Source organism: Myceligenerans xiligouense (genome assembly GCF_003814695.1).
Lineage (GTDB): Bacteria > Actinomycetota > Actinomycetes > Actinomycetales > Cellulomonadaceae > Myceligenerans > Myceligenerans xiligouense.
On sequence record NZ_RKQZ01000001.1, the window covers coordinates 3,899,622 to 3,921,854 of the forward strand.

Genomic DNA, 22,233 nt, shown 5'->3' on the forward strand with positions numbered 1-22,233 from the left:
CCGGTTCGTTCTTGTCTCATGGTGCTTCAACGCAGCATCGCGCTGCACGGTTGTCTCGCAGGTCCGACCACGTTCACGGGCACGGGCGGTCGGGCGGCCCCCGGCCGCTCAGGCGGTGCCCGCCCCCTGAGGGGTCCCGGGCTCGCGTTCCGCCTCGGAGTCGTCGTCCCCGTCCACGGCGTCCGCCCATCGCGGCAGTAGCAGCACCACCGCCAGGATCAGCATCGGCACCGAGGAGTAGACCGGGCTGAAGAACAGGTTCCAGAGGGTGAGGATCGCGGCGTAGACGAGCATCGCGTCCGCCATGCCACGGACCGTGCGCCGCACCAGCGAGATCACGACGAGCAGCAGGAGGAACAGCCAGAACAGGACGCCGGCCGGCCCGTGCACCGCCCAGAAGTCGCCGAACAACGAGTGCAGCTCGATGCCCCGCCCGAACATGTAGTCGTAGACGTAGTTGTTGTCGGGGTCGTAGCCGAGCTGGGACATCCCGTGCTTGGCCACGCCCAGGTCCTCGCTGTTGACGGGCACACCGGGACCGAACCCGATCGGCCGGTGCGCGATCAGCGCCGCCGTCGCCCCCATCTCGGGGCGGCCGGCCGCCAGCAGGTTCCCGCTCAGCTCGAGCTGCGCGGCGGTGCGCTGCGCCATGGCCGTCCCGAACGCCCCGTCCAGGATCAGGGCTCGCGCGCCCCCGTACGCGGCGAGGCCGGCGGCGACGACGGCGCCCACCGTGACCCATGCCGACCGGCGCAGCGACCGCTCGTCCATCCGCACCTGCCAGAGCACCACGGCCGCGGTGAGCAGGAGCATCGCGAAGGCGGACCGGCCGTCGTCGGCCGCGAACAGGACGCCCAGGACCACGCACGCGATCGCCTGCGCCGTGCGCGGGATGCGCCGCCACACCCCCCGGCCGGGCCGCAGGCCGGGCGTGAGCCACCCGAGCACGATGACCGTCACCGCGAGACCGGCTCCGAACTTGAAGCTCAGCTCACCGCGCTGCACGACGTCGACCAGCATGCCCGTGCCATAGGCCACCGCCAGCCATCGCACGCCCAGGTGCAGCCGGGCCCACAGCAGCGCTCCCGCGCCGAGCACCAGTTCCGCGAGCCGCACGTAGTTCTCGCGCTGGAGCAGCGGGTCGACGACGTGGCCGGGCTCGGCCAGCGTGGTGAGGACCGGTCCCGTGATCGCGCAGAGCGCACCGAGCGCCAGGAACGTCCCGGCCCACCGGTACTTCGCGGCCGCGGAGAGCCACACGGGTGCGAGGGCCAGGGCGAGCAGCGTGCCCACGGACACGCCGGCGGCGACGACGAGGCGCGAGCCGACGGCGACGGTCAGGATCACCGCCACGACCACCGCGGCGCTCTCCCACTCACGCACGGGCGCCGGGCCGCGCCGGCGGCGCGACCCGGCGTCCTCGGTCCCGGCACCGTCGCGGGCAGCGCTCGCCGCCACGACCGGGACGGGCTCCGTCACGGCGGCACGGGCGGCCGCGCGCGCACGTGCCCTGCTGTCATCCGTCAAGCTGCCACCCGTCGGTACACCTCGGCATGGGCCGTTCCGATCTCCGGCCACGTCCGGCCCCGGAACCGTACCGGATCCGCCGGGACGGGCTCGGCCAGCGCCACCGCGAGCGCCGCGCCGTCGAGTTCTCCCGCATAGGTCCGCACCCAGCCCGGACCGGTCTCCTCGGCCAGTTCGCGGTTGACGGCGTTGTCGGGCACGAGCACGGGCCGTCCGAGGGAGAGGGCCAGGAGCGCCGCGCCGGAGTTGTGCATGCGCCGGTAGGGCAGCACGACGAGGTGCGCCTCGCCGATCTCGCGGACCAGGGCGTCGTCGGGCACGAATCCGGGACGCAGCACGATCCGGTCGTCGCCGTCGGCCAGGCTCCGCACCTCGTCGAGCACGCCGGAGTCCTTCGCGGGGCCGATCACGTGCAGTGCGGCGCCGTCGTCGGCGATCGTGCGGAACGCCCGCACGAGCGTGTCGATGCCCTTGTACGGGCGGATGAGGCCGAAGTGCAGGACGCGCCCGGGTTTGCCGGCGGGGAGGACGTGACCGGCGTAGGTCGAAGCGTGCTCGCCGAGCGGGATGACGGTGCTGGTGAGGTCGCGGCCGAACCGGGTGTGCGGGTTGAGCAGGATCAGTTCGTCGGTCCACCGGTCCATGAGCCGCAGCAGCCGCCCCTCGATGCCGGTCGGCGCCTCGTGCGGGGACTCGTTGTGCACGGTCCGGACGGTCCGCACCCCGCGCAGGCGCATCGCGGCCAGGCAGACCACGAGCAGTGCGGCCGCGACGGCCGTCCGCAGCGCGGTCCGGCGCCGGAACAGGGTCTCGGGCCAGTGCACGTGCAGCACGTCGACCGGTCCCAGCAGGGCGCGGCGCCGGGAGAAGGTCACGGCCTCGAGGTCGCCGGGCAGGGCCGCCATCAGTTCCGTGAGGTAGGGGTTGGTGGTGGTCCGGATCGCCTCGGCGGAGAACATCACGACGGTCCTGCCGGCGCGCCGGACGCCAGCGGTCACGACGGCACCCCGACCGGGTGGGGCCTGCTCGCCGCCGTCCGGGAGTACTCGGTGTACACGACACCGACCGCGCCGGCGATCATCCCGGCGCCACGGGCCGTGGTGCGGATCCCGCGCGCCGAGCCGCGGCCCGCGATCGTGCCGGCGGCGGCGCGGGCGGTCCCGGCGATCACGCGCGTCATACCGGCGCCGACACCGCGCATCCGGGCGACGAGGCGGCCCGGAGCGGTCTCCGCGATCTCCACCCGGGCCCGGATCGTGCAGTTCCCGACCCGGTAGGCGCGGCGCACCACCCAGCGGCGGGTGAACCGCTTGGCCGGAACCGGGTCCTCGACGACGGCCTCGTCGCACCAGTACAGCGCGCCGCCGCGGGAGGTGATCCGCAGGGTGAGCATGGTGTCCGAGCCCCCGGTGAGCCCGAACGCCTCGTCGAACCGGAGGCCGCGCTCGGCGAGCCAGCCGACGTCGAGCAGCAGGTTGTTGCTCGCGGCCACGTCGACGCGCGTGCCGCTGGGGTGCCTCGGGCGGGCGAAGAAGCCGCCGGACTCGATCCACGGGTCGCGCCCCGGGAGGCTCGGTACGGCAGGACCGGCGACGCCCGTGCCGCCGTAGCGTTCGTGGGCGGCCAGCAGGGTGGCGAGCCAGGCCTCGCCGGGGGTCTCGTCGTCGTCCACGAAGACGATCAGGTCCGATCCGGAGGCCGCGACCTCGTCGAGCGCGCGGTTGCGCGCGGCCGCGATGCCCGGAGCGGGTTCGTGCACGTACCGGACGCCGGCCCTGCCGGCGGTGACGCGCTCGAAGACCGGCCGTGCCGACTCCGTCAGGTCGTTGTCGACCACGAGCAGCCCGGCCCCGGCTGCCGACACGTGCGGCAGCAGCGCCTCCAGCGCGGTGGCGAGCCGCTCGGGACGCCGGTACGTGAGGACCGCTACCGTCGCACGTGACGCGGTCATCCCCCGTTCACCGTGACGTCGGCCCACTGCGACCAGGCCGCGTTCCCCCACGGGTCACGAGCCACGACGATGTAGCGCTGGGTCGTGCCGGGCTCGGCCTCCGTGTCGGTGTACGACATGGTCTCGCCCTGCCAGAAGCTGCCGGTGCGCTCCTGGACGTCGATCGGCGCGTCCGACGTGGTCCCGCGGTGGAGCGAGTAGGTGAGCGTCTTGTCGTCCCGGTCGTGGTTGGACGGCCAGGTCGCCTCGACCGTGCCCGCCCGGGTCGACTCCAGGCTGAGCTGGAAGCTGGCACCGCCGAGCCGGGGGCCGTCCGCGTTGGCCGCTGCGTCCCGCACGGTGAAACGCACGAGGCCCTGCTGCGGACGGTTGTTCACCTTCGTGAACTCGCCGCCATAGAGGAGGTAGTCACCCGCGGCGGTCACGTCCCACGGGCCCTGGCTCTGGCCGGTGTAGGAACCCGGCGTGAAGTCCGGGTACCAGTTCAGGATCTCCGGGCGCGGCGTGCCGGGGCTGTCGGGGTAGCTCTGGTCGTCGTCGGCGATGTTCTCGCCCTCGACGGTGCGGGTGGTCGCCGTGCCGTGGTGGAACGTGCGCGGATCGGTGTCCGGGAAGCCGCCGCTCGTGCTGCAGTCGTGCTTGTGGCTCGCCATGAAGACGGAGCCCTGGAACGGCACCACCGAGTACGTGTCGCCGTGGCAATCCTCGAGCCATACGAGCCGTCCGGTCTCCCAGCTGGCGGCGAACGAGCCCTCCGTGGAGCCCTTCTTGTTCCAGTGGTAGCCGGTGCCGTAGAAGTACTCGTCGTCGGCGGCGAGCGACAGGATCGCGGAGTACTGGCCGGCGTTCCGGACCACCTGGTTCACCGGCATCGGCAGCATCGCGCCGGTGGAGGCGTCGAGCCTGGCCAGTCCGTATCCGGGGCGCTTCGAGCCGTTCACCGCGGTGAAGTTCCCGCCGATGACCACCTGGCGGCGGTCGGGCGAGACGACGAGGTCCTGCACCGAGCGGTCGGCGACGTTCGCCTTGAAGGGCCGCGTGGTCGCGCCGGAGGAGTTGTCGACGGCGGCAATCCGGACGCGCTTCTGCTTGTTCACCGAGGTGAAGGCACCGCCGAGGTAGACGTTGCGGCCGGCTACGGCGACGGCGTTGACCGCGGCGTTCACCGACGGCCGGAAGCCGGTGAGCGCACCGGTGGAGGTGCTGAACGCGGCGGCGCGGTAACGCGTGGTGCCGTTGACCGACGTGAACCGTCCGACGGCGTACAGGCGCTTGCCGTCCGGCGACACCGCCAGGTCCTTGACCTCGCCGTTCACCCGGGGCGCCCAGCCCTGGACCAGCTCACCGGTGTGCAGGTGGTAGGCGAGGAGGTTGGTGCGGGCCACCTCGCGCGTGCCGGGCGCGGCACCCGCCGGACGCGCGGCCGCGAAGGAACCGCCCACGTACACGACGTCGCCGACGACCTGCTGCGCCCACACGACGCCGTCGATCTGCACGGTGGGCAGGACGTCGGTGCTGACAGGCGCGGCCTGGGCCGCGGCTCCGGAGGTGCCGGAGGCACGGGTCGTGCCGGAGCTACCGGTCGTGCCGGAGGCACCGGTCGTGCCGGAGCTACCGCTCGTGCCCGCACCGTCGGTGGTGCCCGCACCGTCCGCGCCCTCAGCGGTCCGGTCACTCTCGGACGGCGACGACAGGCCCACCGCGTCCAGCGCGGACCGCAGCCCCAGGCCCGAGGTCGAGACCGGGTCCCCGTCCGTGTCCGCGGCCGCGGACGTGCCCACCCCCAGGGAGGCGGCGAGGAGAGCTCCGGCCGCGACGGCGGCCAGGGCGGCGGGTGTGGTTCTCATAGGCTTAACTCCCCCTCGAACAGTGCGACGTGCAACTGCGGGTCGACGTCGATCTCGACGAGCACCCGTCCGGACCGGTCGTCAGGGACCGTGAACTCGTAGGTTCCGGTCACGGTCTGCCCGCCCGGCACGGAATCCGGGAGATCTTCCTGCCCGGAACCGGAGAGAGAACTCGCCGGTATGCGGTCGGGACCGTAGTACAGGTTCACCACGCTCGCACCAAGAGCGTGATATGTGCCGCCCGCGTTGCTGACCGCTACCTCGACGCGAATCGCCGGCCCGGCGATCTCACCGGGCATGGACGGCTCCGCCTCCGTCCGTTCGATCGCCCCGAGCTTCACGGACAGGTCGTGGTCCGGCGCCTCGCCGACGGCGACCGGCCCGGAGGTGAGCGGGACGACGCCGGTCGTGGCGCGGCCCGCGACGATGGTGTCGTCCGCCTCGCCGGACGACGTGCCGGAATCCTCCGCGTCGTCGGCCGCGGCGCCGTCGGACGCGGGTGACGCCTTCGAGGAGGATCCCGGCTCCGATGCCGCCGGGTCCCGCGGCGCGGAGGTGGCGCCGGCGGACGGCTGGTCGCCGTCGGACCGCTGCTCCGCAGGACCGCACGCCGCCAACGTGGTCGACAGCACGAGAACCGCGGTGACATGCAGTGCGACCGTCCCCGTGCGGAGACCTTTCCGCGAGCCTCTCGTCCGGCTGAAGGATGTCATACCGGAAAGGTTATGGGCATGTGCCCGGATATTCTCGCCGGTGTCCCCATTTCACCCGAGCTACCACTCGCCCTGGCACGACCGTTCCGGCAGGATGCACAGGTGCCCACCACCGCCAGACCTGCTGTCGTCGTAGTGAACTACGGGTCGGTACACCTCGCCACCGCAGCACTGCGACCGTTCGCGGGCACATCCTGGACCCGCGTGCTCGTCGACTGCTGGAGCTCCCCTGCCGAGCGGGATCGCGTCGTGGCCGCCGGCTCCGCGAACGGCTGGACCCTCGTGCTGCCCGGTGAGAACCTCGGCTTCGGCGGCGGCGCCGACGCCGGGATCCGCGCCGCGCGGGACGCGGGATGCGACGTCAGCCTCGTGCTCAACCCGGACGCCGCCCTCGGCCTCGCCGCCGCGGACGCCCTCGCGGCCGACGTCGCCGCCGACGCCGGGCTCCTCGTCGCCCCGGCGATCCGCACCCCGCAGGGCAAGGACTGGTTCACGGGCGCCGTCGTCGACATGCGCCGTGGCCGTACCCGGAGCGGCGGGCCCGCAGGGCCCGACGACGCCTCCTGGGTCTCCGGCGCCTGCTTCGCCGCCTCGACCGAGCGGCTGCTCGACGTCGGCGGCTTCGGCGGGGAGTACTTCCTGTACTGGGAGGACGTCGACCTCAGCGTGCGCTGGACGCGCTCCGGGGGACGCCTCGCGCTGCGCGACGACCTCACGTGCGTGCACGACGCGGGCGCCACGCAGGACGGCAACGCCCGCGCCGCGGAAACGGGCGCGGGCCGGGGCAAGTCGCCGCTCTACCACTACTACAACACCCGCAACCGGCTGCTGTTCGCGTCGCGCCACGTGGCGCCGGAACGCTGGGGCGGCTGGCTGCGCGCCACCCCCGGCCACACACGCGAGGTCCTGCTCCGGGGCGGCCGGCGCGCGATCGTGCGCCATCCGCTGCGCACGGTGTGGCCCGCGCTGCGCGGCACCGCGGCGGGCCTGCGGTGTCTCGCGGCCACTCGCCGCACCGGGCCCGCCGCCGCGACTATCATTCCCGCGACCCCCGATCGGAAAGGCCTGACGGATGGAGCTCGCTGACTACGTCGCCGCGCTGCGCAAGCGGTGGGTGGTGCTCGTCGTGGCCATCCTGGCCGGCGGCCTCGCCGGGCTCGGGTACGCGCAGACCGTCGCGCCCCAGTACCGGGCCACCACGAGCGTCTTCGTCGGCCTGGAACGCGGCGACACGGTCTCGGAGCTCATGCAGGGAGCGACCTACACGCAGAACCTGGTGACCTCCTACGCGTCGCTCGCCACGATGCCCGCCGTGCTGAACCCCGTGATCGGGGAGCTCGACCTCGACACGACGCCCCGCGACCTGTCCGAGCGGGTCGAGGCCGTGGTGCCGCTCGACACCGCGATCATCGAGATCTCCGCCGAGGCGGACGGCCCGTGGCAGGCCGCGGAGGTGGCGAACTCCGTGGCCCGGCACCTGTCGGAGACCGTGTCCGAGGTGTCGCCGTCGAACGCGGACGGGCGCAGCACCGTCCGCCTGACCGTCGTCGCCGCGGCGGAGGCGCCGGAGTTCCCGTTCGCCCCGGACACCCGGCTCCTGACCGCCGGAGGAGCAGCGGCGGGGCTGGCGGCGGGCGCGCTGATCGCCGTCGGCCTGGCCCTGTTCGACACCCGGATCCGGACGGCGAAGGACCTCCCGGCCGGTGAGGACCTGGCCGTGCTCGGCACCGTGCCCCAGATCCGCAAGGGCACCACCGATCCGCAGCTCCTGGCCGAGTCCTACCGCCGGATCCGGACCAACCTGCAGTTCCTCGACGTCGGCGCGCCGGTGCGGTCGTTCGTCGTGACCTCCTCCGTCCCGGACGAGGGCAAGACGACCACCGCGATCGGCCTCGCCCACGCGCTGGCCGAGCGCGGCTCCCGCGTGCTGCTCATCGACGCCGACCTGCGCCGCCCCTCGCTCGCCGACCGGCTCGGCCTGGAGGGCGGGGCCGGCCTGTCGACCGTCCTCATCGGCCGGGCGGACCTGGAGGACGTCGTCCAGCAGGTCGGACCGCCGCGGTTCGCCGTGCTGACCGCCGGCGACCTGCCGCCCAACCCCGGCCGGCTCATCGAGGCCGAGTCGATGGACCAGATCGTGCGGCAGGCCCGGGCGAACTACGACGTCGTCATCTTCGACGTGCCGCCGCTGCTCCCGGTGACCGACGCCGCGCTGCTGGCCCGCCGCACCCAGGGCGCCGTCGTCGTCGCCCGGGCGCGGAAGGTGCGCCGCGCCCAGCTGCACGACGCGATCGCGTCCCTGGACGCGATCGGCGCGACCTGCCTCGGCCTCATCGCCACCGGGGTGTCCCGCAAGGACCACGACTTCGACACGTACGCCGCCTACGGCGACGGGGACATCGGCAGCTTCCGGTCCCGGTGGCGCCGGACGTGACCGAGCAGGACGTGGCGGAGGACGGCGGGACGCGACAGAGCCTCGGGCGTCGCGCCGCACGCGGCGCCACGGTCACGGCCGCGTCCCAGGCCACGCGCATCCTGCTCCAGGTCGCGGCGGTGGCGGTGCTCGCCCGGCTGGTGCCGCCCGCCGAGTACGGGCTGGTCGCCATGGTCGCCGCCGTCGTCGGGATCGGCGAGATCCTGCGCGACGCCGGGCTGTCGTCGGCGGCGATGCGCGCGCCCCACCTGACCAGGCAGCAGCGCGACAACCTCTTCTGGGTCAACGTCGCGATCGGCGCGGTCCTGTGCGCCACGTGCATCGCGGCGGCGCCGCTGATCGCCCGCCTGTTCGACGAGCCCGCGCTGACCGGCATCTGCCGCACGCTCGCCTTCCTGTTCCTCATCAACGGGCTGGCCACGCAGCACAAGGCCGGGCTGGTCCGGGAGATGCGCTTCCGGACGCTGGCCGTCGTGGAGGTGGCCGCGCCGGTGGTCGCGCTGGCCGCCGCGATCGTCGTCGGCCTCATGACCCACGACCACCGGGCCGTCGTCGTCCAGCAGGTGGCGACGGCGGCCGTGACGCTCGCCGGGGTGTGGGCGGCCGGCCGCTGGCTGCCCTCCCGGCCGCGGCGCCGGGCGGGAACGCGCGGCTTCTTCCGGTTCGGCGGCGGGCTGCTGGGCTCCCAGCTGGTCGGCTACGGGGCCGACAACCTGGCCACGTTCGTCATCGGCCTCTCCCTCGGTCCCGGCCCGCTCGGCCTGTACAACCGGGCGTACCACCTCCTCATGCGTCCGCTGACCCAGCTGCGCCAGCCGTCCACGACCGTCGCCCTGCCGGTGCTCGCCCGCATCGCCGACGAACCCGCCCGGTTCGACCGCATGCTGCTGCGCGGGCAACAGGTGCTGGCCCTGCCGGTGGTCCTGGTGCTCGCGGTAGTCGTCGGGGCGTCCGACGCGGTGGTGGGTGTTTTCCTCGGGCCGGGCTGGGAGCCGGCCGCGCCGCTGCTCGCCGCCTTCGCCGTGGCCGGGGGCTGCCAGACGCTCGCCTACGTCGGGTACTGGACGTACCTGGCGCGCGGACTGAGCGGCGCGCTCCTGGCCTACTCCCTGGTGACCGCCGTCCTCAAGATCGGCGGGGTGCTGATCGGGAGCTTCTGGGGGGTGAACGGGATCGCGGCCGGGTTCGCCGCCTCGGCGCTGCTCGAATGGCCGTTGTCCTTCTGGTGGCTGTCGCGCGTCACGTCCTACCCCGGCGGCCGGCTCGCCCTGGGTGGTCTGCGGATCCTGGCCCAGGCGGTGCCGGTCGGGCTCGCGGCGTGGTTCGCCGCGTCCCTGCCGGACGCCGTCGGCGCGGCGGGTTCGCCCGTCACCGCGCTGGTTCTCGCGGTGGTCGGCGGTCTGCTGACGTGGGGCCTGTGCCTGGCGGCGGTCCCGGCGCTGCGGCGGGACGCCGCGCTGCTGGTCGAGGTGCTCCGCGCGGTCCGGGGCGGGGTCCGATGACGGCGCGGAGGCCGCTGCGCGGGAGGCCGCGGGCGCAGCTGGGGACCGGCCCGACGGCGGCAGGCCGAGCCAGCCTCGTGCGGCCCGCGATGGGCACGCGGAACGTCCTGATCCCCGCCGGGTCACGGAGGGGTGCGGCTGCCGGCATCTCGCTGATCACGCGGTCGCGCTGGTACGCCGTCACCTCGCAGTGGGCGCTGTGGGGCGCGGCCGGGCTGCTCGGGCCGGGTGCCGTACCGGGCGAGCGGGTCGACTGGGAGGCACCGGGCGGCCCCGAGCTGTGGCCGGCGCTCCGGGCCGCCCTTCCCGCGTTCGACGGGCTGGCCGTCTACTCCCGTCCGCAGGCGTCGCGGACCGGCCTGGCCGTGCTGCTGCTGCGTGCTTCCCGGCCCGTCGGGTTCCTCAAGCTACGCGAGGACCCCGCCGAGCTCGACCGGGAGCAGCGCGCCCTGTCGGCGTTCCCCGGCGGCCTGGCGGAGACCTTCCGCGTGCCCCAGGTGCTGGACCGGGGCGAGGCCGCCGGCCTGCACTGGCTGCTCATCTCCGCGATGCCGCCGCGGCCCGCCGCCCCGGCCTGGCGCACCCCGGTGGGCCCGCTGCTGGAGGACGTGCGCCGCCACCTGGCCCGGGTGCTGCACCGGCCGGAGGGCACCCCGGACCACTGGGAGCCGATGCACGGCGACCTCACCGCGTGGAACCTGCGGCGCAACGGGCGAGGCCTGCCGTGGCTGATCGACTGGGAGGACGCCTCCTGGGCACCACCGGGGGCCGACCTGTTCTACTACCGGGCGTCGAACGTGGCGGCCTTCGGACGCCCGCCGAGCGGTTCCGCGATGCGCGGCACGACGACGGACGAGTCCGCTCCCGGGCACGCCGAGGCGGCCGCGTTCTGGCTGGACCGGCTCCGCGCCCGCTCCGACGCCGACCACGACGCGGCGTTCACCGCCCGCCTCGTCCACGAGTTCCACCGGGTCGCCGCGGTCACCACGGGAGCTCGCGGTTCAGGAGCCCCGCCAGATCCTCGTTGAACGGGGCGTAGTGCCGGGAGAGCTCCTCCCGCGTGGCCGGGAGCAGCTTGCTGCTCGGGGCGGCGTTCCGCGGCCTGCGCGCCTCGGCCGACAGGGGCGCCGGGTCGAGACCCAGGCACTCCGCGACGCCGTCGCAGGCTCGCTGCGGATCCGCGTAGAACTCCTCGGCGACCAGCACGTGAACCTGCTCGGCCGGGAAGTACTTCAGCCAGCGGCGCAGGTGGGGCGCGTACTCTCCCTGCGCGCGGTAGGACAGCTGCTCGTGCGCGTAGCTGCGGTAGCCGAGATCGGCGACGATCCGCTCCTCCTCGCCGGCGAGCCGCCGCGACTCGGCCGCGAGCGCCTCCTCGAACGTCTCGAGCGGCTCGGCGTGCTCCCGGCGCCGCTCGCGATAGTGCGAGAACGCGCGCTCCACCGGATCTCGCACGACGAGCAGGATCCGGGCGTCCGGCGTCTCGCGGGCCGCGCGCTCCGCGGCGAGCGGGTGGAAGAGGTAGTACGGCGACCCTTCGCCGACGAGCTTGCCGGCGCGGGCCGACGACGCCGGGAAGTGCGAGCGGTACCAGGCCCTCCCCCGGTCGTGGTGGGAGTCGAAGTAGTGCACGCCCTTGGTGTGGTTGTCTTTCGGCAGCCACCGCGCGCTGGGGAACAGGGGCATGATCCGCGGGTGGTCGAGCAGGGCGAAGTACAGCGAGGTGGAACCGGCGCGTTTCCCGCCGATGAGCAGGAAGTCGGGCCCGCCGCGCAGCCACGACGTCGCCATCCCGTAGCCGCGGATCGCCGCGCGTCCCGCGCCGATCACGGGGCGGGGCAGCGCGGAGCTGGTCAGCTTCACGGCCGGACCACCCGCCTGCGCCGCCGCCGGGCGAACGGGCGCGGCCCCGGGGTGTTCCGCGCGGCGAGGTCGCGCGCGAGCTGTTCGTAGCCGTCGACCACGACGTCCCAGTCGTAGTCCTTCGCCCGGCGTGCGAGGGTGCCGGCACGCGTCTCGGTGTCCTGGGGGTTGGCCTCGGCGGTGAGGACCTGTTCCGCCAGGTCCACGGGGGTGCGGAAGTAGCGCCCGGCCTCCTGGAGCACCTCGCGGTTGAACGGCACGTCGTACGCGATGGTGGAGGTGCCGCCGCCGATCGCCCGCAGCAGCGACGGATTGGTGCCGCCCACGGAGTGTCCGTGCAGGTAGGTGAAGGCGTTCGCGTAGAGCTGGTCGAGCAGTTCCTGGTCCCACACCCCGCCGAGGAGCCGCACCCGGGGGTCGCCGTCGGCGAGCTCGTGGACGCGCCGCGTGTACTCCTCGGAGTACGGGGCGGAGCCGACGACGACGAGCGGGAGTCCGGCGTCGTTCGCGGCGTAGCCCTCGACGATGACGTCGACGTGGTTCTCCGGTTCGAACCGGGCGACGACGAGGTGGTAGCCGCCGGGCGTCAGGTCCAGTTCGGCGAGCCGGTCGCTGCCGGCCGCGGAGAGGTCGGGGGCCCCGTAGGTGAGGAGACGGCTTCCGACGTCGTACTGGGTGGCGTAGTAGTCGGCGATGCCCTGGGCGTCGGCGATGAGGGCGTCGGAGAGACGGACCGACGCCGTCTCCATCTCCCGGTAGTACCGCTTGCCGACGCGGCCCCACTTGGCCCGCCGCCACTCGAGGCCGTCGACGTGCGTGGCGACCGGGACGCGGGCCGCGCGCAGCACGGGCAGCAGGGGCGCGTTCGCCGCGTTGAACACGATGGCGGCGTCGGTGCGGTGGGCGACGAGGTGGGCCACCGACAGGGCGGTATGGCTCAGCGTCTCCAGGGAACGACGGCGCATCGCGGGCAGGACGACGCGCTCCATGCCCAGGTACTCCGGCGGATCGTCGACGGCCTGGTCGGCCGGGCGGCGGCAGTACACGCGCACCTGGTGGCCGCGGTCCGCGAGCCGCGCGCCGATCTCCTCCACGGCCGTCTCGAAGCCCCCGTACCGCGCGGGCACACCTCGGGTTCCGATCATGGCGATGCGCAGGGGGTGCGTGGACATGGTCACCAGAGTAGAGATCTGAGGCCGGGCGGCATATCACACAAGCGGGTGAATCCGGCCGACCTGTCATTCCTCACAGCTCGATGACCGTCTTGATGTCGTCCGCGCGGCTCTCGAACGCCTCGCCCGCCCGCTCCAGGGGTACGCGCCGGGTGATGAGCCGGCCCAGCCAGTCGAGGTCCGCGCGGCCGAGAGCATCGGCCGCGGCGCGGTAGTGGGTGAGGTTCGCGTTGACGGAGCCGATCACGGCGTCGTTCTCCAGGACGATCTCGCGGTTCAGGGCACCGGCGTCGACCTTCACGCGCCGGCCGGCCGACGACACCCCCGTGAGGCAGACGATGCCGTAGCGCGCCGTCCCCGTCATGACGTCCAGGGCGACGCTGCCGGCGCCGGTCGCCTCGACGACGACGTCGGGGCGCAGCTTCCGCATCACGTCGGCGGCGTCCTCCGTGTGGTACTCGGCGCCGAGGTCGCGGACGACGCCGGGCTTCGGGCCGTCGGTGACCCGGTCGAGCAGGTGGACGTCCAGGCCGCGCTGCGTACCGAGCAACGCCGCGAGCAGGCCGATGGGCCCCGCGCCGGTGACGAGCACCGTGCGAGGTTCGAACCACGAACGCCGCCCGACTTTCTCGATCTGGTCCCACGCCTTGGCCACCACGGACGTGGGCTCCAGCAGCACGCCGACATCGGCCAGCCGCGGGTCCAGGCGCACGGCGTAGTCCGGCTCGACCCGCCAGCGCCGCGCACCGTAGCCGTCGAGGCCCTTGATCCCGCGCTCGGTGTAGCGCCCGTTGCGGCACATGTCGAACTCGCCGGCGGCGCACGCACCGCACGGGACGGGGTCGGGCCGCCGTACGACGCCGACGACGAGGTCCCCGCTGGAGAAGCCGGAACCGCCAGGCGCCTCCAGCACCCGGCCGAGGGACTCGTGCCCGAGGATCAGGTGGTCCTGGCCCGGCGGGGCGGAGCCGTGCTCGCCGGCGGCGATCTCCCGGTCGGTGCCGCACACGCCGAGGGCCACGCCCTCGGCGAGGATCGCACCGTGCGACGCGGCCGGCTCCGGGACGTCCGTCACCGCGAGCGAGCCCGCCTGTGCGGGGTGGACGGTCAAGGCCCTCATGGATGCTGCTCCTCGCCGGGTCCGGACGTTCCGCCACGCGGGGTCTCCGCGGTGGTGGTCGGTGCCCCGCTGAGCCGGCGGGCGGCGTTGACCAGGGCGAAGTGACTGAACGCCTGCGGGGTGTTGCCGAGCTGCCGGCGCAGGCCGGTGTGGTACTGCTCGCTGAGCAGCCCGAGGTCGTTGCGCACGCCCAGAAGCCGTTCGAACATCTCGACCGCCTCCTCGTGACGTCCGATGCCGTAGAGCGCGTCGGCCAGCCAGGCGGTGCACGCGAGGAACACGCCTTCGTCCCCGGGCAGGCCGTCCACCCGCCCGTCGGCCTCGGGGCGGTAGCGCAGCACGAACCCGTCCTGGGACAGTTCCCGCCGCACCGCCTCGACGGTGCCGACCACCCGCGGGTCGCTCCACGGCAGGAACCCGACCCGGGGAATGAGCAGCAGCGCGGCGTCGAGCCCCTCCGACCCGTAGAACTGTGTGAACGTGCCCCGGCGTGTGTCGAACCCGTGCGCGAGCACGTCGGCGTGGATCCGGTCCCGGAGCGCCTTCCAGTGCTCGACGGGCCCGTCGAGGCCGTGCTGCTCCACGGCACGCACCGCACGGTCCACACCGGCCCAGGCCATCACCTTGGAGTGCACGAAGTGCCGCCGCCGCCCCCGGATCTCCCACAGACCGTTGTCCGGCCGGTCCCACGCTCCCTCGAGGAAGTCCAGGAGCGCGCGTTGCAGCTCCCACGCCTCCCTCATGGGCGCGATCCCCGACTCGCGCCCGACGTGCAGGCAGTCCAGCACCTCACCCCAGACATCGAGCTGGAACTGCGCCGCCGCGGCGTTGCCCACGCGCACCGGCCCGGAGCCCTCGTAACCGCCCAGCCAGGGAATCGTGTACTCGGGAAGACGACGCCTGCCGTCCAGCCCGTACATGATCTGCAGGCCGGCGGGGTCACCGGCGACCGCTCGCAGCAACCACTCCCGCCAGGCCCGCGCCTCGTCGACGAAGCCCGTCGAGATGAGCGCCTGCAGGGTGAACGCGGCGTCGCGCAGCCAGCAGTACCGGTAGTCCCAGTTCCGCGAGCCTCCGAGGTCCTCGGGCAGCGACGTGGTCACCGCGGCCGCGATGCCACCGGTCGGCGCGTAGGTGAGCGCCTTGAGGACGATGAGCGAGCGGACCACCGCCTCCCGCCATCGGCCCTCGTAGTCGACGTGCTCGACCCAGCGCGCCCAGAAGTCCTCCGTGTCGTGCAGGGCCCGCTCGGGGTCCACCGGCCGGGGAGCGGGCCGGTAGGACACGTTGTGCGTCAGCACGAAGGCGCAGGACTCCCCGGCCGAGAGCTCCACCTCGGCGGTCACGTCGCCGTCGTGGATCCGCAGCGGGGCGTCGGCGGACAACTGCACGGCGTCCGGCCCGGCCACGCCGGTCACGGATCGTTCGTGCCGGGTCAGCCACGGCTTCACCTGCCCGTAGTCGAACCGCAGCCGCAGGTCGCTCCGCACTCGGACCCGCCCGCTCACGCCACGCACCACGCGGACGAGGTCGGCGGTATCACCACGGGGCGGCATCGCGTCGACCACCTGGACCGTCCCGCTCGGGGTGTCCCACGTGGTCTCGAGCACGAGGGTCTCCCCGCGGTACCGGCGAGAGCTCGCCACGCCGGCATCCACCGGTGCGATGCGCCACCGCCCGGCGTCCTCACCCCCGAGGAGCGCCGCGAAGCACGCCGGGGAGTCGAACCGCGGCAGGCACAGCCAGTCGACCGAACCGTCCCGTCCGACGAGAGCGCCCGTCGCCAGATCTCCCACGAAGCCGTAGTCCTCGATCGCTCCTGGCACGAGCACACCTTTCGTCGACGGCCGAGTGCTCCGACCATCGTGCGTGCGAGGCCACCCACTGGCCACCCGGAACCACGCCCGGGTGTCGTGAGCGGAGATCACTGAGCGCCGGTCCCGCCGCCGATGGGCCTTCGGTGCGGTGGGAGCCGGCGCTCAGCTGTCTGTGGGGCCGGTCAGCCGGCCTGTCGGTCGCGCCAGGCGGGCGCGAGGCGCACGACGTCGCCGACGACGACGACCGCGGGCGGCCGCACCTTCGCCGCGGCGCCGCGTTCCGCGATGTCGTCGAGCGTGCCGACCGTGACGCGCTGGCGCGGCCCGTAGCCGTCCTCGACGATCGCCACCGGTGTACCGGCGGGGCGCTCGGCGGTGGTCAGCGCGGCGGCCGTCTCGGCAAGGCGCGAGACGCCCATGAGCAGGATCAGGGTGTGGTCCGGGCCGCCGGTGACGGTGGCCGCGCGAGCATCCGGAGCGTTCGGGCTCAGCAGCGCGTCGTGACCGGTCAGGACGCTGAACCCCCGGGAGACGCCGCGGTGGGTCACCGGGATCCCGGCGGCCGCCGGGACCGAGACGGCGCTCGTCACGCCCGGCACCACCTCGACCTCGATACCGGCGTCGCGACACGCGGCCAGTTCCTCGCCGCCCCGCCCGAACACGTACGGGTCGCCGCCCTTGAGCCGCACCACGTTCCGCCCGGCGGACGCGTGCTGCACCAGGATGCGGTTGATCTCGTCCTGCGGCACCGGATGGTTGCCGGCGGTCTTGCCGACCTCGACCACCTGCACGTCGGGCGCGAGCTCGTCGAGCAGGGACCGCGGCCCGAGCCGGTCGGCCACGACGACGTCCGCCCGGGCGAGCAGCGACCTCCCCCGCACGCTGATCAGCCCGGGATCCCCGGGCCCTCCGCCGACGAGCGCGACCCACCCGAGCGGGTCCGGCGCGGCGGCCGCCTCGTCCCCGACGGCCGGAGCGGTGGATGCCGCGCGCCCCGCCGCCGGGTCGGCGTCGCGTCTCCGACGCACCCGGCGGATCGGGAGCGAGCCCGACTCGAGCTGCGCCTGGACCTCCGAACGGATCGCCTGGGCGCGGCGCGGGTCGCGGCCCGCGTGCACGGAGACGGTGATCTCGTCCGGGCCGTCGAGCCGCACCCGCGCGACCGCGGGCGTCCACGCGCTCCCGGCCTCCGCGTCACCGGCCGTGACGCAGAAGACCCGCAGTGCCTCGGCGTCGTCGGCCACCTGCCGGTCGACCGTGGTGTCCCCGGTCGCGGTGTGGACCAGCCAGGCCCCGTCCAGGTCGCCCGGGCGGTACTCCCGCCGCACCCACTCGGCCCCGCCCGTCGTGCGGGCGGCGCCGGCGTCCTCGGACCGGCCGGGTTCCCGCGCGTCGCCCTGGACGAGCGCCGTCAGGTCCTCGCAGAGGTCCGGCGCGATCACCCGCACCCGCGCCCCGGCGTCGGCCAGGCCCCGCGCACGGCGCGCGGCCACCGGCCCGCCGCCGACCACGACGACGAGCCGGCCCGCCACACGCAGGCCCAGCGGGTAGAGCGGGTGCGGCGACCCGCCCGGTGCGGGAGTCTCAGCCATGCAGACCGCACTCCACCTTGTCGCGGCCGGCCCAGCGGCCCGAGCGCTTGTCCGCGCCCACCTCGACGCGCTGGGTGCAGGGGGCGCAGCCGATCGACGGGTATCCGTCCCCGAGCAGCGGGTTCACGACCAGCCCGTGGGCGTCGGCGTACTCGTCGACCTGGTCGTCGGTCCAGCCGGCGAGCGGGTTGACCTTCACCACCTGGTTCTTCTCGTCCCAGGTGATCAGCGGCGCGTTCCGGCGGCTCGACGTCTCCCCCCGGCGCAGGCCCGTGGCCCACGCCTCGTAGCTGCGCAGCGCCTGGCGCATCGGCGCCACCTTGCGCAGGGCGCAGCACTTCTCCGGGTCGCGCTCGTACAGCCGCGGGCCGTGCGTCGCGTCCTGCTCCGCCACGGTCTGCCCGGGCCGCACGTCCACGATGTTCACGTCCAGCGACAGCTCGGCCGCGTCCCGCGTCCCGATCGTCTCGGCGAAGTGGTAGCCGGTGTCGCCGAACAGCACGTCCACCCACGGGAGCTGCTTCGAGACGAGGTGCGCCAGCACGGTGTCCTGCATCGACGACGCCACGGCCAGCCACGGCCCGAACTCCCGCACCGCCCAGGCGATCACGGCCTCGGCCGACGCCTCGCGCTGCGTGTCCGGGCCGCCCGGCAGCGACGTGCCGTGCAGCAGGGCCTGCCCGCGCTCGACGACGTTCTTCAGCTCCTCCGGTGTCCTGCGGCGGCGCACGCCACCGGCCCGGATGTGCGCGTGTGCCTCACGCGCGGCCGCACGGGCGCGCTCCCGTGCCTGAGCCCGGGCCCGGATCCGCTCCAGGCGCGACCTGCTGCCACCGAGACTGGTGGCCCCGCCGTCCGCGTCCGGATCGATGACCGACGTCGCCGCGGAGGAAGGCTCCTCGGAGCCGGCGGCCGCACCCGCGACCGCCGTCGAACCGGAATGAGGATCGCTCATCGAAGTGCCTCCTCGTCCGCGCGATGGGCCCACTGCGCGAAGGTCTCGTCGTCCTGGCGCTCCTTCTCGAACTGGCGCGTCACGCGCTCCACGTAGTCCGCGATGCCGTCCGCGGTCACCTTGAGGCCGCGCACGGTCCGGCCGAGGCCGGCCTCGTCACGTTCCTTCGAGGCGAGCCCGCCGCCCAGGTGCACCTGGTAGCCGGGCACCTGGTTGCCGTCGTCGTCCATCACGAGCTGGCCCTTGAGGCCGATGTCGGCCGTCTGGATGCGTGCGCACGAGTTCGGGCAGCCGTTGATGTTCAGGCTGATCGGCTTGAGGCGCGACGTGTCACCGAGCCGCTCCTCGAGCTGGTCGATGGCGATCGCCGCGTTCTGCTTGGTCTCGACGATCGCGAGCTTGCAGTACTCGATCCCGGTGCAGGCGATGGTGCGGCGGCGGAACTCGCTGGGCCGGGCGTCCAGGCCGATCTCCCGAAGTTCTTTGGAGAGCGTCTTGACCTCCTCGCCCGGCACGTCCAGCACCAGGAGCTTCTGATGCGGGGTGAGGCGGACGCGCTCGCTGCCGTGCGCCTCGGCCAGGTCGGCGACGCGGGCCAGGATCTCGCCCGAGACGCGCCCCACGGTCGGCGCGACGCCGATGTAGAACCTGCCGCCCTTCTGCGGGTGCACGCCGACGTGGTCGTTGTCCGACGACGACGGCGGGGGTTCGATGCCGTCCGGCAGCTCGTACCCGAGGTACTCGTCCTGCAGCACCTGGCGGAACTTCTCCGTGCCCCAGTCCTTGAGCAGGAACTTCAGGCGGGCCTTGTTGCGCAGGCGGCGGTAGCCGTAGTCGCGGAAGATCCGCACCACGCCGTGCCACACGTCCGGGGCCTGCTCCTCGGTGACGAACACGCCCAGGCGCTCGGCGAGCCGCGGGGCGGTCGAGAGGCCGCCGCCCACCCACAGGTCGTAGCCGATCCCGAGCTCGGGGTGCTCGACGGCGACGAACGAGATGTCGTTGATCTCGTGCACCACGTCCTGGCTGGGGTGACCGGTGATGGCCGACTTGAACTTGCGCGGCAGGTTCGCGAGCGACGGGTCCCCGATGAACCGCTCCTGGATCTGCTCGATCACCGGCGTCGGGTCGATGAGCTCGTCGGTCGCGATGCCGGCCACGGGGCTGCCGAGGATGACACGCGGGCAGTCGCCGCACGCCTCCGTGGTGGACAGGCCCACGGACTCCAGGCGGCGCCAGATCTCGGGGACGTCCTCCACCTCGATCCAGTGGAGCTGGATGTTCTGCCGGTCGGTGATGTCGGCCGAGTCGCGGCCGAAGTCCTTGCTGATCTGCGCGATGGTGCGCAGCTGCTCGGTGCTGAGGGCGCCGCCGTCGACCCGGACGCGGAGCATGAAGTAGCGGTCCTCGAGCTCGTGCGGCTCCAGCGTGGCGGTCCGGCCGCCGTCGATCCCCGGCTTGCGCTGCGTGTACAGGCCCCACCAGCGGAAGCGGCCGTGCAGGTCGTCGTCGGTGATGGCGTCGAAACCCTCGCGGGCGTAGACCTGCTCGATGCGCTCGCGCACCAGGAGCGGGGCCGACTCCTGCTTGAACTCCTCGTTGTGGTTCAGCGGGGTGGTGCCGTCGATCTTCCACTGACCGTTGGGGCGGGCCTTGCGGGCGGGGCGCGCCGTGTCGGTCGCTGTCGGGCGCGCGGAGGCGTGCTCGGGTGCCTGAGTCATGTGAAGGTGCTCCTCGTCCGTCGTTCGCTGGTCGGTCGGGGCGGCGTACGACGGCAGGAAGATCAGCCGTCCCGAGAGGGGCGTCGATCGCCGGCGTACGCCAGTGGACACAGGCACATTCGCGTGCCACGCATCGCCTCGGGGCGCATCGACCGGATCACGTCACCGACAGTAGCCAGCCGGGATGGCGTTCGTAATCCCCTTCTCACATCGTGGATACCGATACGAACCATCGATGACATCGATGTCTCGCGCTCGGACCCGGAACGACGGGGATAAGCTGCCGGGCATGGAGTTTCTTTACGACGTCTTCGTGTTCGCGCACTTCGCGAGCTGGGCCCTGGTGTTCGGCGGCACCATCGCGTCACTGCGCAACAAGGCGCTCTACAAAGCGGTCTCGCACGGAGCCTGGGGCGCCCTCGTGGCCGGCGTCATCATGGTCGGCATCGACGAGATGGCGGACCTGGGGCACACCGAGGGGCTGATGGCCAAGATCGGCGTCAAGCTGGTCATCGCCCTCGCCGTCGCGGTCACCGCCCAGATCGCGGTGCGGAAGGGCGAGTCGGTGTCCCCGGGCCTCAAGGGCGCGGTGCTGGGCCTGACGCTGGTGAACATCCTGGTCGCGGTCTTCTGGCACTGACGGGCTGAGGGCGTTGCCGGCCGGGAGCACCGGTCGGCAACGCCCTCGGGTAGTCGGCCTGCCACATCCCCGTGGGGAGGAGAGGCCCGGCACCGGGCGGTTCCCGACTACGCGCGCCCGGCGAGGATCACGCGGGCCATGTCCGTGCGGTAGCGCTCCACGCCGAACCGTTCCTCGGCGTCCTTGCGGCCCGCCGCGGCGAGCGCGGCCGCCCGCTCCGGGTGGTCCAGCAGGTCGGCGATCGCGCCTGCCAGGGCGGCGGGGTCGCCGGGCGGGACGCTCAGCCCGGTCTCGCCGTCGCGCACGATCTCGGCCAGGCCCTGCGTGCGGCTCACCGCGAGGGGGCGCTCGGCGCGCAGCGCCTGGACCGCGACGTTCCCGAAGGGCTCGACGCGTGACGGCACCACGACGACGTCGGCGCGGGCGAACCACTCCCACGGGTCCGCGTAACCGATGAAGTCGACGGCGCCGTCGAGGTCGGGCATTGCGGCCCGCGACCGCAGCTCGTCCTCGAACCACTCGTAGCCGGCGAACGCCGAGCCGCACAGGGTCAGGCGCACCTCGCGGCCGTCCTGGCGCAGCCGGCCGACGGCCTCCAGCGCGACATCGGTCCCCTTGCGCGGGGAAAGCCGTCCGACGAGGACGACCCGCGATCCGGCGGGCGCCGCGTCGTCCGGATCGCCCGCCGGACGGCCGGCCGCACCCGCATGTCCGTCCGCAGGTGCGCCCGGTGCCGCCGCGGGCCCCGGGACGCCGTTGTAGATGATCCGCGTCCGCCGCCGGAGCGCCGGTACCGCGCCGACGACGACGTCGCGGGCCGTCGCCGAGTTCACCACCACGTCCCGGGCGAGCAGGAGGGGTGCGTTGAGGCCGAGGCGCACGGGGAGGGCGGCGTCGGCCTCCGCCTCGTGGACATGACACACGGGCGCCACCCCGGTCAGCCGGGAGACTCCGAGCCACGCGGGGATGGTCACGGTGTTCACCACCACCGTGTGTGGCCGGTGACGCCGGAGGATGCCTACCATGCCCCGGGCCGCACGCAGGGTGTGCAGGGACAGCCCGACGATCCCGCGAGGGTTCAGGTGGGCCTTGCGCAGCACCGGCATGTCGACGATCTCGACGCCGGCGCCCGCGTTCCGCAACTCCTCGCCGAGCGGCCCTTCGTGCGGAAGCGCGACGACGACCGCTGCTCCGGCCTCCCTGAGGGCGGTCACGGTCTCGACCAGCTGGAGGTCGGACCCGTACAACTCGGCGGAGGCGTGGGCAAGAAGGACCGTCGTCATGTCTGAACTGTGCCATCCCGCCGCCGCCGCACGCCCGCCGGGCCGGCGGGCGACTGCCGGGCCGACGGCGGCGCGGCAGACCGCGTCACCGACACG

Annotated in this window: 18 protein-coding genes; 5 read left to right on the forward strand and 13 right to left on the reverse strand. The window is 73.7% G+C overall.

Annotated features, from left to right (window positions below; genetic code table 11):
• Nucleotides 1–108 precede the first annotated feature (108 nt).
• From EDD34_RS17050 to EDD34_RS17070, 5 genes are read right to left on the reverse strand one after another with little or no spacing between them, the layout of a single operon-like run.
• Nucleotides 109–1,527, reverse strand: coding sequence for a hypothetical protein (locus tag EDD34_RS17050; protein ID WP_123815631.1), 1,419 nt, complete (start codon nt 1,525–1,527; stop codon nt 109–111).
• Nucleotides 1,524–2,525, reverse strand: coding sequence for a glycosyltransferase (locus tag EDD34_RS17055; protein ID WP_123815632.1), 1,002 nt, complete (start codon nt 2,523–2,525; stop codon nt 1,524–1,526). Before EDD34_RS17055 ends, EDD34_RS17050 begins: the two co-directional genes overlap by 4 nt.
• Nucleotides 2,522–3,478: a glycosyltransferase family 2 protein gene (locus tag EDD34_RS17060; protein ID WP_123815633.1), complete on the reverse strand. Its 957-nt coding sequence runs from the start codon at nt 3,476–3,478 to the stop codon at nt 2,522–2,524. Before EDD34_RS17060 ends, EDD34_RS17055 begins: the two co-directional genes overlap by 4 nt.
• Entirely contained in the window at nt 3,475–5,325 is a 1,851-nt protein-coding gene (locus EDD34_RS17065) for a hypothetical protein (protein WP_123815634.1), read from the reverse strand. Before EDD34_RS17065 ends, EDD34_RS17060 begins: the two co-directional genes overlap by 4 nt.
• The gene (locus tag EDD34_RS17070; protein ID WP_123815635.1) at nt 5,322–6,038 is read right to left on the reverse strand and encodes a hypothetical protein; all 717 of its coding nucleotides are present in this window, start codon (nt 6,036–6,038) and stop codon (nt 5,322–5,324) included. The genes EDD34_RS17065 and EDD34_RS17070 overlap by 4 nt, the downstream gene beginning before the upstream one ends.
• A gap of 102 nt (nt 6,039–6,140) precedes the next feature.
• On the opposite strand from EDD34_RS17070, the gene EDD34_RS17075 reads away from it, so the two are divergent.
• The 4 genes from EDD34_RS17075 (at nt 6,141) to EDD34_RS17090 (ending at nt 11,002) form a co-directional block, all read left to right on the forward strand.
• Nucleotides 6,141–7,124 (forward strand): glycosyltransferase family 2 protein, encoded by a 984-nt coding sequence (locus EDD34_RS17075; RefSeq protein ID WP_123815636.1) that lies wholly within the window; start codon nt 6,141–6,143, stop codon nt 7,122–7,124.
• Nucleotides 7,111–8,472, forward strand: coding sequence for a tyrosine-protein kinase domain-containing protein (locus EDD34_RS17080; RefSeq protein WP_123815637.1), 1,362 nt, complete (start codon nt 7,111–7,113; stop codon nt 8,470–8,472). Before EDD34_RS17075 ends, EDD34_RS17080 begins: the two co-directional genes overlap by 14 nt.
• Entirely contained in the window at nt 8,469–9,974 is a 1,506-nt protein-coding gene (locus tag EDD34_RS17085; RefSeq protein WP_170177112.1) for a lipopolysaccharide biosynthesis protein, read from the forward strand. Before EDD34_RS17080 ends, EDD34_RS17085 begins: the two co-directional genes overlap by 4 nt.
• A gap of 89 nt (nt 9,975–10,063) precedes the next feature.
• A complete protein-coding gene (locus tag EDD34_RS17090; protein WP_123815639.1) occupies nt 10,064–11,002 on the forward strand; it encodes a phosphotransferase in 939 nt (312 codons plus the stop codon).
• Here the strand turns inward: EDD34_RS17090 and EDD34_RS17095 are convergent.
• From EDD34_RS17095 to EDD34_RS17125, 7 genes are all read right to left on the reverse strand, one after another.
• Nucleotides 10,956–11,837 (reverse strand): sulfotransferase domain-containing protein, encoded by an 882-nt coding sequence (locus tag EDD34_RS17095; RefSeq protein WP_123815640.1) that lies wholly within the window; start codon nt 11,835–11,837, stop codon nt 10,956–10,958. The two genes, EDD34_RS17090 and EDD34_RS17095, sit on opposite strands and share 47 nt — an antisense overlap.
• Complete coding sequence (locus tag EDD34_RS17100; RefSeq protein ID WP_123815641.1) at nt 11,834–13,009, reverse strand: DUF1972 domain-containing protein; 1,176 nt, start codon at nt 13,007–13,009, stop codon at nt 11,834–11,836. The genes EDD34_RS17095 and EDD34_RS17100 overlap by 4 nt, the downstream gene beginning before the upstream one ends.
• A 73-nt stretch (nt 13,010–13,082) precedes the next feature.
• Complete coding sequence (locus tag EDD34_RS17105) at nt 13,083–14,129, reverse strand: glucose 1-dehydrogenase (protein ID WP_123815642.1); 1,047 nt, start codon at nt 14,127–14,129, stop codon at nt 13,083–13,085.
• Nucleotides 14,126–15,955, reverse strand: a complete 1,830-nt coding sequence (locus EDD34_RS17110; RefSeq protein WP_123815643.1) for a glycoside hydrolase family 15 protein — start codon at nt 15,953–15,955, stop codon at nt 14,126–14,128. Before EDD34_RS17110 ends, EDD34_RS17105 begins: the two co-directional genes overlap by 4 nt.
• A 173-nt stretch (nt 15,956–16,128) precedes the next feature.
• Entirely contained in the window at nt 16,129–17,538 is a 1,410-nt protein-coding gene (gene cobA, locus EDD34_RS17115; protein ID WP_123815644.1) for a uroporphyrinogen-III C-methyltransferase, read from the reverse strand.
• Nucleotides 17,531–18,493: a phosphoadenylyl-sulfate reductase gene (locus EDD34_RS17120; RefSeq protein WP_123815645.1), complete on the reverse strand. Its 963-nt coding sequence runs from the start codon at nt 18,491–18,493 to the stop codon at nt 17,531–17,533. Before EDD34_RS17120 ends, cobA begins: the two co-directional genes overlap by 8 nt.
• Complete coding sequence (locus EDD34_RS17125; RefSeq protein WP_123815646.1) at nt 18,490–20,214, reverse strand: nitrite/sulfite reductase; 1,725 nt, start codon at nt 20,212–20,214, stop codon at nt 18,490–18,492. Before EDD34_RS17125 ends, EDD34_RS17120 begins: the two co-directional genes overlap by 4 nt.
• Nucleotides 20,215–20,503: 289 nt before the next feature.
• On the opposite strand from EDD34_RS17125, the gene EDD34_RS17130 reads away from it, so the two are divergent.
• Nucleotides 20,504–20,854, forward strand: a complete 351-nt coding sequence (locus tag EDD34_RS17130) for a hypothetical protein (protein WP_123815647.1) — start codon at nt 20,504–20,506, stop codon at nt 20,852–20,854.
• A 107-nt stretch (nt 20,855–20,961) separates the two neighbouring features.
• Here EDD34_RS17130 and EDD34_RS17135 read toward each other — a convergent pair whose 3' ends face one another.
• Complete coding sequence (locus EDD34_RS17135) at nt 20,962–22,137, reverse strand: glycosyltransferase family 4 protein (RefSeq protein ID WP_123815648.1); 1,176 nt, start codon at nt 22,135–22,137, stop codon at nt 20,962–20,964.
• Between the last annotated feature and the right edge of the window lie 96 nt (nt 22,138–22,233).

Excerpts from the sequence above, each read along its gene's own strand:
- EDD34_RS17060 (WP_123815633.1), bottom strand. The coding sequence starts at position 3,478 with ATGACCGCGTCACGTGCGACGGTAGCGGTCCTCACGTACCGGCGTCCC.
- EDD34_RS17065 (WP_123815634.1), bottom strand. The coding sequence starts at position 5,325 with ATGAGAACCACACCCGCCGCCCTGGCCGCCGTCGCGGCCGGAGCTCTC.
- EDD34_RS17070 (WP_123815635.1), bottom strand. The coding sequence starts at position 6,038 with ATGACATCCTTCAGCCGGACGAGAGGCTCGCGGAAAGGTCTCCGCACG.
- EDD34_RS17080 (WP_123815637.1), top strand. The coding sequence starts at position 7,111 with ATGGAGCTCGCTGACTACGTCGCCGCGCTGCGCAAGCGGTGGGTGGTG.
- EDD34_RS17090 (WP_123815639.1), top strand. The coding sequence starts at position 10,064 with ATGGGCACGCGGAACGTCCTGATCCCCGCCGGGTCACGGAGGGGTGCG.
- EDD34_RS17100 (WP_123815641.1), bottom strand. The coding sequence starts at position 13,009 with ATGTCCACGCACCCCCTGCGCATCGCCATGATCGGAACCCGAGGTGTG.
- EDD34_RS17105 (WP_123815642.1), bottom strand. The coding sequence starts at position 14,129 with ATGAGGGCCTTGACCGTCCACCCCGCACAGGCGGGCTCGCTCGCGGTG.
- cobA (WP_123815644.1), bottom strand. The coding sequence starts at position 17,538 with ATGGCTGAGACTCCCGCACCGGGCGGGTCGCCGCACCCGCTCTACCCG.
- EDD34_RS17120 (WP_123815645.1), bottom strand. The coding sequence starts at position 18,493 with ATGAGCGATCCTCATTCCGGTTCGACGGCGGTCGCGGGTGCGGCCGCC.
- EDD34_RS17125 (WP_123815646.1), bottom strand. The coding sequence starts at position 20,214 with ATGACTCAGGCACCCGAGCACGCCTCCGCGCGCCCGACAGCGACCGAC.
- EDD34_RS17130 (WP_123815647.1), top strand. The coding sequence starts at position 20,504 with ATGGAGTTTCTTTACGACGTCTTCGTGTTCGCGCACTTCGCGAGCTGG.
- EDD34_RS17135 (WP_123815648.1), bottom strand. The coding sequence starts at position 22,137 with ATGACGACGGTCCTTCTTGCCCACGCCTCCGCCGAGTTGTACGGGTCC.